The sequence below is a fragment of the Paraflavitalea pollutisoli genome (assembly GCF_029360705.1).
GTDB lineage: Bacteria > Bacteroidota > Bacteroidia > Chitinophagales > Chitinophagaceae > Paraflavitalea > Paraflavitalea pollutisoli.
In genome coordinates this window covers 1,556,366-1,569,372 of the sequence record NZ_JARKMX010000008.1, presented here as the reverse complement: position 1 = coordinate 1,569,372, position 13,007 = coordinate 1,556,366, and the positions used below count along the sequence as shown (strand labels likewise).

At 51.7% G+C, this 13,007-nt stretch carries 10 protein-coding genes; 4 read left to right on the top strand and 6 right to left on the bottom strand.

Annotated features, from left to right (window positions below; translation table 11 throughout):
- The first annotated feature begins 169 nt into the window (after nucleotides 1-169).
- Together P2W70_RS19995 and P2W70_RS19990 are read left to right on the top strand one after the other, a co-directional pair.
- Nucleotides 170-1,066 (top strand): SDR family oxidoreductase, encoded by an 897-nt coding sequence (locus P2W70_RS19995; protein WP_276483287.1) that lies wholly within the window; start codon nucleotides 170-172, stop codon nucleotides 1,064-1,066.
- A 9-nt stretch (nucleotides 1,067-1,075) separates the two neighbouring features.
- A complete protein-coding gene (locus tag P2W70_RS19990) occupies nucleotides 1,076-1,948 on the top strand; it encodes a M15 family metallopeptidase (protein ID WP_276483286.1) in 873 nt (290 codons plus the stop codon).
- 45 nt (nucleotides 1,949-1,993) lie between these two features.
- Here P2W70_RS19990 and P2W70_RS19985 read toward each other — a convergent pair whose 3' ends face one another.
- The 6 genes from P2W70_RS19985 to P2W70_RS19960 form a co-directional block, all read right to left on the bottom strand.
- On the bottom strand, nucleotides 1,994-2,371 hold the full coding sequence (locus P2W70_RS19985; RefSeq protein ID WP_276483285.1) for a hypothetical protein: 378 nt from the start codon (nucleotides 2,369-2,371) through the stop codon (nucleotides 1,994-1,996).
- A gap of 126 nt (nucleotides 2,372-2,497) precedes the next feature.
- Nucleotides 2,498-3,418, bottom strand: coding sequence for a citrulline utilization hydrolase CtlX (ctlX, locus tag P2W70_RS19980; protein ID WP_276483284.1), 921 nt, complete (start codon nucleotides 3,416-3,418; stop codon nucleotides 2,498-2,500).
- Nucleotides 3,419-3,439: 21 nt separating this feature from the next.
- Nucleotides 3,440-4,903: an arginine deiminase family protein gene (locus P2W70_RS19975; protein WP_276483283.1), complete on the bottom strand. Its 1,464-nt coding sequence runs from the start codon at nucleotides 4,901-4,903 to the stop codon at nucleotides 3,440-3,442.
- A 211-nt stretch (nucleotides 4,904-5,114) separates the two neighbouring features.
- A complete protein-coding gene (locus P2W70_RS19970) occupies nucleotides 5,115-5,534 on the bottom strand; it encodes an OsmC family protein (RefSeq protein ID WP_276483282.1) in 420 nt (139 codons plus the stop codon).
- A gap of 184 nt (nucleotides 5,535-5,718) precedes the next feature.
- Nucleotides 5,719-8,130, bottom strand: a complete 2,412-nt coding sequence (locus P2W70_RS19965; RefSeq protein WP_276483281.1) for a hypothetical protein — start codon at nucleotides 8,128-8,130, stop codon at nucleotides 5,719-5,721.
- A 101-nt stretch (nucleotides 8,131-8,231) separates the two neighbouring features.
- Nucleotides 8,232-8,501: a hypothetical protein gene (locus P2W70_RS19960; RefSeq protein ID WP_276483280.1), complete on the bottom strand. Its 270-nt coding sequence runs from the start codon at nucleotides 8,499-8,501 to the stop codon at nucleotides 8,232-8,234.
- A 12-nt stretch (nucleotides 8,502-8,513) separates the two neighbouring features.
- Here P2W70_RS19960 and lacZ point away from each other — a divergent pair, with 12 nt between their 5' ends.
- Both lacZ and P2W70_RS19950 read left to right on the top strand, forming a co-directional pair.
- Nucleotides 8,514-11,669 carry a beta-galactosidase, LacZ type gene (gene lacZ / locus P2W70_RS19955; RefSeq protein WP_276483279.1) on the top strand — a complete coding sequence of 1,052 codons (3,156 nt, stop codon included), beginning with the start codon at nucleotides 8,514-8,516 and terminating at the stop codon, nucleotides 11,667-11,669.
- Nucleotides 11,666-13,003, top strand: a complete 1,338-nt coding sequence (locus tag P2W70_RS19950) for a DUF3472 domain-containing protein (RefSeq protein WP_276483278.1) — start codon at nucleotides 11,666-11,668, stop codon at nucleotides 13,001-13,003. The genes lacZ and P2W70_RS19950 overlap by 4 nt, the downstream gene beginning before the upstream one ends.
- Nucleotides 13,004-13,007 lie beyond the last annotated feature (4 nt).

Sequence of the window (13,007 nt, the reverse complement as noted above, 5' to 3'; positions counted from 1 at the left end):
GAGACAATCAGGCAAGGTGCCTGCCATGTAAATACAGGAAATAGACTCTGACGCAGTTCGGAATAATTGTATACCAGAATGACCGGCATTATTTGCCGGTCATTCTCTTTTTGGCAAGGATGAACAAAGGGCCTTGGGGATTTTAAAGACGGCGGCTTATTTTTGACACATGAAAGTATTGGTAACTGGCGCAAACGGCTTATTGGGACAGCACCTTGTGCAGCAATTGCTCGACAAAGGATATACGGTAGTAGGAACCGGCAAAGGGGACGCCCGCCTGCACCTGGCTGGTTATGACGACCGGTACCAGTATCGCACCCTGGATGTGAGCGACGCTTCCGATGTACAGGAAGTCATGGATGAGGAAAAGCCGGAGGTGGTGATCCATGCGGCGGCGATGACACAGGTCGATGAATGTGAGCTGCACCCGGAACAATGTGAAAAGGTGAACGTGACGGGAACGGCGCTGATCGCGGCTGATGCGGAATTGTATGCCAAACACTTCATTTATGTATCGACCGACTTTGTGTTTGATGGCGAGCAAGGCAATTATAAAGAGGAGGATGATCTGAAGCCCATCAGTTATTATGGCTTTACCAAGATGCAGGCCGAGGCGATCACCGAATCCAGCACCATTCCCTGGGCTATTGTACGCACCTGCCTGGTGTACGGCAATATCCTGGAAGGTACGCGCAGCAATATCATTACCTGGGTAAAGGACAGCCTGGATCAGGGCAAGGATATCAAAGTGGTAGCCGACCAATGGCGTACACCCACTTATGTCGAGGACCTGGCAAAAGGCATTGTATTGATCGTCGAGCAACAGGCGACTGGTATTTATCACATCTCGGGCAAAGATCTTCTGACGCCTTACGATATTGCTATCCAGACAGCCGATCTGTTGCAGCTCGATAAAAGCAAGATCACCAAGGTTGATGCTGCTACGTTCAAACAGCCTGGTAAGCGTCCGCCGAAGACTGGCTTTGTGATCGATAAAGCGCGCAGGGAACTTGGCTACGAGCCTGTTACTTTTTCGGAAGGATTGAAGAAAATGTTATCCAGATAATCAACCTACATGTCGACCCTGTTTCGGATACAATACGGTTTTGGTAAAATGGTTTTGCTGATGGCAGTTGTTACAACGTTCATCGTTTCAACGAGTATGCGTCGGCTACGTATCTCGGGGGCTGATAGCCAGTTGGCCGGGAGGCGCAGGCTGATAACAGGAGTTGCGGAGGACACTGTACAGCTGCAATTGGCCCGGCGGTTAATCAAAGCCTATCCCGACTGCATTGCTGCCGTGCAGGGCAATCAGGTGATCTTTAAGAATGGCGTGAAGTTGCCGTTGGATGATGGGCGACAGAAGACGCTGATACAGGAATATGCGGAGGCGGATATTGAAGACCAGCTGCGTACCCGATACGTAAAGGGGAAGACACCGCGGCCAGCGGAGTTGGATGACCCGGGCAGAATCCGCAACGACAGTCTGTTTAAGGTAATGTATGGTGCCATGCCTGCAGCGGTACAACGTAATTTAGTGACCATTACCTGGTTGCCTAATACAGCACCACAACAACTGCGGGTCACACGAATCAATGGGGTAGATAAGAAGTTACAGGCAATTTCAGCAGAACTGGAAAAGCTACCGGCGATGTTGCCTTATGCCCGTGAGGCTGCGGGCACCTACAGCTGGCGGGTGATCAAAGGCACCACCCGGCTGAGCACCCATAGCTATGGCATTGCCATCGATATCAATACAACTTTCTCCAACTACTGGCAATGGGATAACAAGACGACGGATGAGCACCGTAAGATCCCGCAATATGTCAACCGCATTCCTCAACAGATCGTCGACATCTTCGAAAAGCATGGCTTTATCTGGGGTGGCAAATGGTATCATTACGATACCATGCACTTCGAGTACCGGCCTGAGATGCTGGCGGATTGATGGCCAGCTTCGCGACAGCGATTGCTGGTACCTGATGGAGCCTGATTACCTTATTTCTACCGGATCGTATACATCCAATTCATGAGCATGGTGAATGGAGGAGAGTAACCCGTTTTGCCCGTAGTCTTTGTAGCGGGTAAACCGGATCCTTTTGCCAATGATGCGCATGTCGGCAGGCAGGTTCCTCAGGTATACGGCATCGGTGCAGTTATATTTAGGTCTGCCTATATCCGTAGGAATCTTGCACAGAAAGGGCTGCGTGTCTGGATTGGGGTTTGACACGGTCGCCGCAAAGGTCGTGGCAGTGCCAGAAGTTGATTGAGCCACAATCGTTACGGTAAAGCTATCGTTGTGCTTTTTATCCTTTTTACAGCTTATGGAGGCCAACAGGCTGACGGTCAGCAATAGGTAGATGTATTTCATGTTGGGTTTTTGTGTGAGACAGCGCTGTCCGGGCCATCGTTGCACGATGGCTGCTCAAACGACTATTTTGACCTGCAAGGGTGTGGAAATAGCCGGATGGGCAGAAAACCCAGCCGGCATATTATATTATTCGGCTATGCGTCGTTCCAAAAACACTTCGGCCATCATACAGCGGGCGCTGCCACCGCCATTGGTTTCGATGGTTGACAGCGGAGCGTGGATGATGCGGTTGTAGCTGCGCAAGCGATTCAGTTGCTCGGGAGCCAGTGCGTGGTAGGCCTGTGAGCTCATGACCAGTAAGGTTTCACCAGGAATGGTCGCTACCTGCAGCATATTGCCGGCAAACTTGTTCATTTGCTCCAGGGTGATGGTAATGAGTTCCTTACCCGACTGGTCGATGGTATTGCGCAACAGTTCTTTTTCTGCTTCATTGGGTACTGCATCCAGGCAGAGCACGATATAACGGTCGGCCACACACATCACGACGTTGGTATGGTACACCGGCTGGCCGGTACTTCCCACGGCATCAAACACGATGGGTTGAAAGTCGAGTGCCCGGCACCATTCTTCCAATACTGCGCGGTCCGTACGGGGGCTCAGGCAGGCATAGGCGATCTTCAGGTCACGGTCGAGCACCATGCTGCCTGTACCTTCCAGGAACTTATTGTCGCGTTCATAATGCGTCAGGTCATAGGTCTGTTCTATGATGAAGCGTTCCTGTATCTTTTCGATGACATGGGGTTTGCGTTCCTGCCGCCTGTTTTCGGCAAACATGGGGTAAAGGCAAACCGTACCATCTGCATGGAAGGATATCCAGTTGTTGGGGAAGATAGAATCGGGCGTATGCGGTTCGGGTGTGTCGTTGACGACGGTGACATCCACGCCACTGTTGTGCAGCACCTGTACAAAGCCATCGAATTCTTCCTGTGCTTTTTGCTGGGCCTGGCCGTCGTGGCCGGCCACTTGAAACTCATTGTTGACGGCCGTTTGGGCATTGTAGCCAAAAAGCACGGGCCGAATCATGAGTATATAAGGCGTTACTGACATGGTATTGAGTTTGGATATGGTTTAGGCCTCGGTGTCGATCGGTTCGCGCAACAGCGGCATGCTCATACAATGAAACCCACCCCTTGCGCGCGACAATTCTGCCGAGGGCATCAGGATCAGGGTATTGGTCAGGTCTGCCGGTGTTGATTTGCCGGATTCAAATTGTTCGAGCAGTTCTTTGACGTTGACAATGTTGAAGCCGGCCTGGCGGAAAGCATCGACCGTTTTATCATTGCGGTCATAGCCCAACACGACGCCTTCGCGCAGGGCGAGCAGGTTACAGCTATCTGTCCACTGTTCGCGGGTATCGTAGGGAAACTGGTTGTTGCCGGAATAGATGAATTTGATCTTGCCTTCGGAACCAAGGTCGTTGCGGCTGATGTCGAACAGGAGGTCTTCGAGGCTGTCGAAATATTTGGGTTCTTCGATCGACTTCTTGCGAAACTGGATGATCTTGATCTTCTCATCTTTCTTCAGTCCCCCTTCGAGAATACGTTCTACGGCATCATCGTCTTCGTGTTTCATCACTTTACGGGAGAAAGCGCCCAGCATCACCCATACATCCCGCCTTACCTGGGTGAAGATGGTGTCGATGTGCATGTAGTCGCGTTTCTTGGGTATTTTGACTACGGTAATCTTTTTCACGATACTCTTTTCAAACAACATGTTGATGACCTGGTGGGCAGCTTCCATCGAAGTGCGTTCGCTGACGCCGATCAGCAGGTGGTCTTTGGTAACGACCATGACGTCGCCGCCTTCGAGGGTCACTTTCTTTTCGTCGCCGTCGCGGGGCAACAGGAAATGGTGGATGGTGTCAGGTATTTCGAGAATATGGTCGCGGTATCTCTCAAACAGGGGGTGGTTGAAGAAGATGTATTTGGCCAGCAGTGCTTCCCGGGTACGGGCTTTCTTGGCCGGCTTGTTGAGCAATACGTAATCGTTGATGACGATGCCGATATCGCGGGTAAAGATAAAATTGGGAATAGGCGGAAAGAGCAGATCATCGCCGGCGAGGGTACCGCTGATGATGACTTTCGACAATTGGGCCGGGGGCAGTTCCAGCAGTTGTGACTGGCGGGTATAAGAGCAGCCTTCCACGGCACAAACGGATGCAATGAGTTTGAGGCGGATCTCATGATCTTCCAGTATTTCTGCCAGCAACCATTCCAGTTCTACTACTTTGTCGCTTTTGAAGAAAGCGGCTTTCTCGGGTTTGTAGAAGTCGCGTTTGCTGTCGGGAGCGTCGATCTCGTGCAGGCGCCCCTGTATCTTCTCCGGATCGAGGAAATAGAGTAATATTTTGGTGTAATAATCGTACTCTTTGCGACGGATGGTGTCGAGGTGTACAATGTCTTCAAACAGCCAGTCCTGCGCTTTGGAGGGCACTACACGGCCGAGGCCGCTGTCGGGACTGTGCACCAGTAAACGTTTGAGGGTTCCTACTTCGGAAGTAACCTGCAAAATGGTCTTCTCTTTTTTGGTCATATAGGCGATATTGATCTGTACAACAGGATGAATAATGGAGCCGGGAATGTATCTACAGGGGGACGCTAACCAGGAATGTAGTGGTTAACCGGCAGCAACAACTGCGCAAACGGAGCGATGTATGACGAAATGGATGTCATTCGGGGATCAAATATACGGAAAAGGCCCTTGTCGCGCGACAAGGGCCTTTTTAATATGGTTATCGTCCAGGTTACGCGTACGTAACGCTGAGTGTGATGGGTACGCTGAGTGCTTTGGAGATGATACAGTTGGCTTTGGCGCCTTCTGCGATCTCGTTGAACTTCTCGGCAGAAACGCCTTCGATGGGCTCCGCTTTCAGTTCGAGGTGAATACCATTTACCTTGAGGCCTACCATGTCGAGGTCGAGGATGGCCTGGGTATCAAGGTTGCCAGCTGCAAAACCCGCCTGTGTGAGGGTAGCGCTAACTGCCATGGTAAAGCAACCGGCATGTGCAGCGGCCAGCAATTCTTCGGGATTGGTGCCTACGCCTTCTTCGAAACGGGTCTTGAAAGAATACTGGGTCTGGTTCAGGGTTGTGCTCTGGGTAGAGAGGGCGCCTTTACCTTCTTTTAAATTGCCGTTCCAGTGTGCGTTTGCTGTACGTTTCATAATTAAATGGTATTTGAAAGTTTAAAGATATCCAGGAATGAAAAATCCATGCCAGCCTTCTTGCCGGCTTCGATGATAAGAATAACATAAAGCTACGGGATTTAGTTCAACCGGGCGCTCGGCCGCGTATTATCTACCTAAGAAACCATGATCGGGACAAACGGGCAGTGCCAGGTTGTACCGTCTATTCCACTACTTTGAAAAAATGCCTGCCGTGGATGGCCCCGTCGCCGGTAACGCCCTGCAATACGCACACGAAGCGGCCATTGAGGTCATTGGTAGAGAAGGGGAGGGTGGCTTCGCCGTTCTCGTCCGTAAAGACCTGGTAGTTCCAGTAGATCGTCGACATCAGCTCGGGCTCGGTGGGGTTGAACTTTTCATAATCTGCTACATAATACTCTTTGGGCCATGCGATGCCATTGATTTGTAACAGAAATGCCGGCGGCTTGTCGTTGCCACAACCCTCATAGATCACCATCCGACCACGATAGGAATATTGCTGGCCACTCACCGGCATGGAGCCGGTAGGGTGGTTTTGACAATTGAGGATATTGTACATGCAAACCCAATCGTTGCAGGTAGTGCTCTTGTAAGCCATGCCGAAAGGCGTGTCTGTTTTCTTCGCCACCACCACCACGGCCTGCAGGGATTTGCGCAGGTGTTCCTGCTCCTGCACGGAGAGGACTGCTTTCATATAGCCGGTCGGGGGCCAGTATTGTTGGGCGACCGTGGTATCTGTTGTACTGCATTGGTTGTCGAGAACGATGCGGTAATCTGTTGTGTTCTTCGGGTCACTCGCCAGTATCATTGGCTTTTTGCCTTGCTCCGTAGCCAGCAACGTGTGGTCTATGGAAAAGAAGCCGGCTGAATCGGTGGAGAGCACATGGCTACCTGATGTACCAATGATGATGATGGGCACTGGCTTTTTAATGGTTTTTTCTCTAAACAACACATGACCAGTTTCGCAGGGTTGATCGACTGGCTGTACAAAGTCGGTGGTTTTGTTGAATGCCTCCCAGCGGTAGCGTGTCCAGTACCTTGTCAGCAGCAACTGTTCGATATTGGCATCACTGGTGAAATAATCTACGCCCGGCATAGCGGTTGCCGACGGCAGGAAACGGTCAAACTGTATGAAACGTACAATATCACCTGCACGGGTTGTATCGATGCGCGACGCGAGCACGCAAGCCAGTGAGAACATCGAGCGAACGGGTTGCCCTTTGTAGTCGGTGACCTTTACTTTCAGTTGTAGTTTGGACCGGTGGTGGTATACGGCCGAGTCGGTCGACAGCGATACCCTGACCGGTATTTTGCGCCGTATAAAGACGGCTCTCTCTGCCTGTGGGGTTCCAAAGGCATCGAATAAGGTGAGGGTGACGACGCCTTCCGGCATATCGGCGGTGGAAAGCCGGAGGAGTGAACGCTGTTTGCCGGTGCGGAACGTGCCGGAAAAAAATGCTTCGCGGTAGTTGTGTACCAGTATATGACAGGCGCCGCTGCCGGGTGATCCGATCTCAACGCGAAAGCTGGAGTCGGCGATCACCGATTCGGGCAGGTGAAGACTATAGCCAGTGGCACGTATCGTCGGAAACGTATACGACAATCGATAGCTGCTATCGTTCAGTCGTAGCATGTATACTAAGTCTTTGTTGGGTAGGAAGGGCAGGGTAGCAGTGCCCGACAGGCTGGTTTGAAAAGTGGTGATCAACTGGCCGTTGGCAAGCAGTTGACCGCTGGTGGCGATGGGGGTGCCAACACCATTCCTGATCTCAAGGGCGAATTTGGTCTCGTGTAAATGGATAAAGTCGCCGCCTTCGGGATATAGTTTGACCTGTGCTTCGTTGAGCAGGAGTGGAACATCGGCACGAAAGGTTTGTTTGTTCTTGTCCCTGGTGACGGTGGCCTGCAGTTGAATGCGTTTACCCTGTACGGCTTGTTTAGCCATTACAAAACTGACTTCGCCGAAGGGGTCGATCTTTCGTTTGCCGTTTTGCAGCTTGTGGCCATCCGCCAATAGCGTATAGACCATTTCGCCGCCGCTGGCCAATCCACTATACCCCGTGAGTACTTTGTAGGTGAAGTAGACCGAGTCGCGCCAAGCGGGGTTGTTGTCTGGTTTCAATTCCAGGCGGAAGATATTCTGTTCACCGCCTTTGAGGGTGATCGCCTGTTGAAAGATGGGTTGCTGCGGATAGCTCCGGTACTGGTTGGTGTAGGCCAGCAGCCTGTATTCTCCCATCGGCAGGCTGTCGGGCAAAAAGATGGCGCCACCGCTGGTACCTTGGGCGATGACAAAACGTTCGGTGTTGAATACTTTTTTACTGGCTTCTTCGATGAGGACCGTATGCAGGGTATGGTGTGTCAAAGCGGTATCGCCACCGAGGATATAGGCGCTGAACCAGATATTCTCTCCGTGAACGTACACCGTTTTGTCGAGGTGCAGGAAGAGGTCGGTGGGTTGCTCCTGGGCCGCACTGCGCAGGAAAACATCTCCGATGGAATCGAGTGTGCGGAGTTCTGGTGCTTCCTGGGCACGGGCAATAAACACCATGAAACAACTGATCAGGCAGGGTAGCAAAAAGGTTCTGGCTCGCATAAGTCGGGATGAATATACGAAGAAAGGGATAAAGGCATCGAGGCAACGAGGCAAAAAGGCAACGAGGCACGAGGGCATTCAGGTGAGGTAACGAAGAACCTTCAACGGCGCAGGCGTTGCAGCAACAGGCCGGTCATCACCTGGCAAATAATATTGGCGCCGGTGGCCCGTCGGTAGGTATTGATCCGGTCGGTGATGAAGGGGCCGCTACCCAAGAATGGTCTTACGTAAAGGCGTTTTTTTCTGCTGTAGGTAAGCCTGGATTGGGTCGTGATGCTGCGCAACCGATTGCTGCAACCGGTTGCGCGAATTTGTGCTGTAGTCCCCGTTGCTGCCTTGTATTGGCTACCTTTAAAGCGGTATTTGATCACCGCTTTTTACGCATGAAGAAACTGATGTTAGCGGGATGGTTTGTGGCAGCACCTGTGATGATGATCGCTCAATCCATTCCTTCGCCCCTGCAATCGCCCGAGATTACTTCCATTAACCGGCTACCCATGAAGGCGACCGCTTTTGCTTTCGAAAGCCGTGCCCTGGCCAACAGTGCCGACAAGTCACAATCCAATCATTTCATGTCCCTCAACGGTACCTGGAAGTTCAATTGGGTGCAGGACCCCACACAGCGTCCGACCGATTTCTACCGCAATAATTTTGATGATTCGAAATGGGACAATTTCAAAGTGCCTGCCAACTGGGAGGTCAACGGCTATGGATTACCGATCTATGTCAACCACCCCTATGAATTTACAGGCCGTCAGAAAACAGGTCGCAACCTGAACCCGCCCTTCGATATTCCCGAGCACAACAATCCGGTAGGTTCTTACAGAAAGAAATTTACCCTGCCAGCTGGCTGGAAGGGGCGCCAGGTATTCATTCACCTGGGGGCTGTGAAGTCGGCCTTTTTTATTTGGGTGAATGGCGTGCAGGTTGGTTATAGTGAAGACAGCAAGCTGGCTGCCGAGTTCGATATTACCCGGTATGTTCAGGAAGGAGAGAACGTGGTAGCGCTACAGGTGTATCGCTGGAGCGATGGCAGCTACCTCGAGTGCCAGGATATGTGGCGCATCTCGGGTATCGAGCGTGATGTGTACCTCTACAGTACTCCAAAACTGCACTTAAACGACTATAAGGTGATTGCTGACCTCAGCAATAATTATACGACTGGTGAATTGCGCATCGATGCGACGATCAACAACTATAAGATCGATCAGCGTACGTTGCACAGTAAACCCGATACTTTTTCGGTGAGTATGGAACTCGTGGATGCCGCCGGCCAGGTGGTGTTGCAGGATGCGACGACTGGTATTCACGCTGCGTTGGGTAACTATCATGCCACGGTACAGTTCAACAGGCAACTGCCAAACGTACAAACCTGGTCGGCGGAGCTGCCCTACTTGTATACGTTGTTCCTGACCCTGAAGAATAAGCAGGGTGAAGTGCTGGAAGTGATCCCGCAACAGGTGGGCTTCCGCAATGTGCGGATCGAGAACGGCAACTTCCTGGTAAATGGGAAGCGGGTATTGCTGAAAGGTGTGAACCGTCATGAGCACAACGCTACGCAAGGACACACGTTGACCCATGAGGATATGGAGAAGGACATGGAGATGATGAAGAAACTCAATGTCAATGCTGTGCGTCATTCGCATTATCCCCCCGATCCTTACTGGATGGGATTGTGTGATCGCTATGGTTTGTATGTGGTGGATGAAGCCAATATCGAATCGCATGGCCGCTACTACGACCTGGAGACGACATTTGCCAACGATCCCTTGTGGCTGAAGCCGCATATGGACCGTATCCTCCGCATGTACGAACGTGATAAGAACCATGCTTCGGTGGTGACCTGGTCGCTGGGCAATGAGGCGGGCAATGGCAGTAATATGTATGCAGCGTATGACTGGCTGAAGCAACACGATAGCCGCCCCGTGCAATACGAACGTGCCGAAAACGACTACAATACGGATATGATCGTGCCGCAGTATCCTTCGCCCAACTGGCTGCAGCGGTATTCCCAGCGCAAACCCGACCGGCTGATGATCATGAGCGAGTACGCGCATATCATGGGCAATAGCCTGGGTAATTTCAAAGAATACTGGGACCGCATCGAGGCACTGCCTTCGCTGCAAGGTGGCTTTATCTGGGAGTGGATCGACCAGGGCATCGATACGGTCAGGAATGGTAAACGCTTCCTTGCGTATGGGGGGGATTTTCCGCTGAGCGGTCCGGTGAATGAAAACTTCAGTGACAATAACTTTTGTGTAAAAGGGGTGGTGACCGCCCACCGCGGATTGACGCCCATGGCGATCGAGGTCAAGCAGGTGTACCAGCACATTAAAACGAAGCTGGCATCGCCCCAATCGGTGAAGGTGCGCAATGGTTATTTTTTCCGTACACTCGATAACCTGCAACTGAACTGGGAGCTGTTGCAGGACGGCAAGGTAATCGAAAAAGGCAGCATTGCGCAATTGCCCGTGGCGCCTCAACAGGAGTCGACGGTGGCTATACCCTATAAACATACACCTGGTGCCGGGCACGAATACTTCCTCAATATCTCGTATACATTCAAGAAAGCCGAGCCTTTCCTCGAAGCGGGGTATGTGATAGCAGCCGAGCAATTTGCAATGAGGCCCCAGGTTGTCTATTCGGCTGCTGTTGCCAAAGGTGGCAACGTACAAGTGAAAGAAGCCGGATCACAACTGACCCTGACCGGCAAAGACTTTGTAATAGACTTTGACCTATCGAAAGGTAGTTTGTTGAGCTATACCCTCAAAGGACAACCCTTGCTGCAACAGGGACCGCAACCCGCTTTCTGGCGGGCACCTACCGACAATGACATCGGTGCCGGCTACAACCGTTCTTTGCGTAAGTGGCGCAATGCTTATGAAAAGGGCACTGCGCTGACCGTGGCCAAACAGGCGGTCGCCGGTGGCTACGAGGTCGTGTTTACCAAGCAGCTCCTGAGCGGCGATGCGGTAGCTGAGCAAACCTTTACGGTGTACGGTGACGGCGCTGTGAAGGTCGATAACCGGTTCAAGGCGGTCGGCGGCAATCATAAATTATTGTACCGGGTAGGTAATGACCTGCAGCTGGCCGGTGGGCTGACCAATATCCGTTTCTATGGTCGTGGTCCCTGGGAGAATTATTGGGATCGTAAGGCGGCATCGCCAGTGGGCTTCTATGCACAAACTGTCGAGGAGCAGTATTTCCCCTATGCGCGCCCTCAGGAAAGTGGCAACAAGAGCGATGTGCGTTGGGTGGCGCTGACCAACAAGCAGGGTAGGGGCTTTCGTTTTGAGATGGTGGATAGCCTGCTCAATTTCGCGGCGCTGCCTTATAGCCTGGACGACCTCGATCCGGAAACCGACAAGAAACAATATCATTCGGGCGAACTGGTTCCCCGCAAAGAAATCTACCTGCATATCGACCTGCAGCAACTGGGCTTGCAAGGCATCGATAGCTGGGGTTCACAACCGTTGGAAGAATACCGTATCCCTTATAAAAACCACCAATACAGTTATTGGATCAAACCCCTCAAATGATGCGAATGAATTGGCTGGTGAAACCCGTTTTGCTGTTGCCCGTGTTGTTTACGTTGCAGGAGCTGCAGGCTTGTCCGTTGCCGGCAACTTTGCCGCCACCACCCGGTAACACCGATGTGGCTGCTATTGAGGTGCCACTGGGTGGCAATACCTGGGCTTACAGCAACAATGAAAAGAAACCAAGGGTGACCGCCAATGGTATCGAGCAGTGGACGGATGCCGGTGCGTATTATGTTACTTATGTACGGGTGAATAGACCGGGCTCGATGCTGGTGAAGCTGAAAGCAACGGGTCAACAGGCATGTAAGCTGTCCATGACGATTGCCGGGAAAGAGAAAACGATCTGGGTAGGTGCTGTGAACAACGAGTATGTTACTGCCGGTGAATGGCAGTTGAAAGATACCGGCTATATCGCCATCAAACTGGTGGGTATTTCTAAAGAAGGTGCTTCGTTTGCATCCGTCAGTGATTATGCGATCAGTGGAACGGCGATCAATACTGCCACCACCTATGTGAAGAACAATGAAGGCAATTTCTTCTACTGGGGACTCCGGGGGCCCTCGGTTCACCTGAATTATCCTGTTGCCGACAGCGTACGGGCGGAATACTTCTACAATGAGGTCACAGTACCGGAAGGGCAAGACGTGATTGGTTCGTATTATATGGCCAACGGATTTGGAGAAGGCTATTTCGGTATCCAGGTGAATTCGGCCACGGAAAGAAGGATTCTGTTTAGTGTTTGGAGCCCTTTTACGACCGATGACCCCAAGAGTATTCCGGAAGATCAGCGTATCCTTATGTTGAAGAAAGGGGCTGACGTGCATACCGGTGAGTTTGGCAATGAAGGATCGGGTGGGCAGAGTTACCTGCGTTTTCCCTGGAAGGCAGGCGTTACCTACCGCTTCCTGCTGAAGGGTGTGCCAGACAACAACAACCATACAACGTATACGGCCTGGTTTTACGATCCTGCGCAAACGAAGTGGCTGCTGATTGCCTCTTTCAAAAGGCCGAAAACGAATAAGTACCTGACGCGTTTTCATTCTTTCCTGGAGAATTTCAGTCCGGACCAGGGTGCGATATCCCGCAAGGCATATTTCGGCAACCAGTGGGTCCGTACGGCGCAGGGAAACTGGATCAAACTGACGCAAGCAGGCTTTACCTACGACAACACCGCTGCAAAGGGATACCGCAAGGATTATGCGGGTGGTGTGGAAGGCGATCGATTCTATTTGCAGAATTGTGGATTCTTCAATACATATACCAATTACCGTAGCCAGTTTGTTAGAACGGGTGCTGCCCAGCAACCGGTCGTCGACCTGGAACAATTGCCTTAAGACT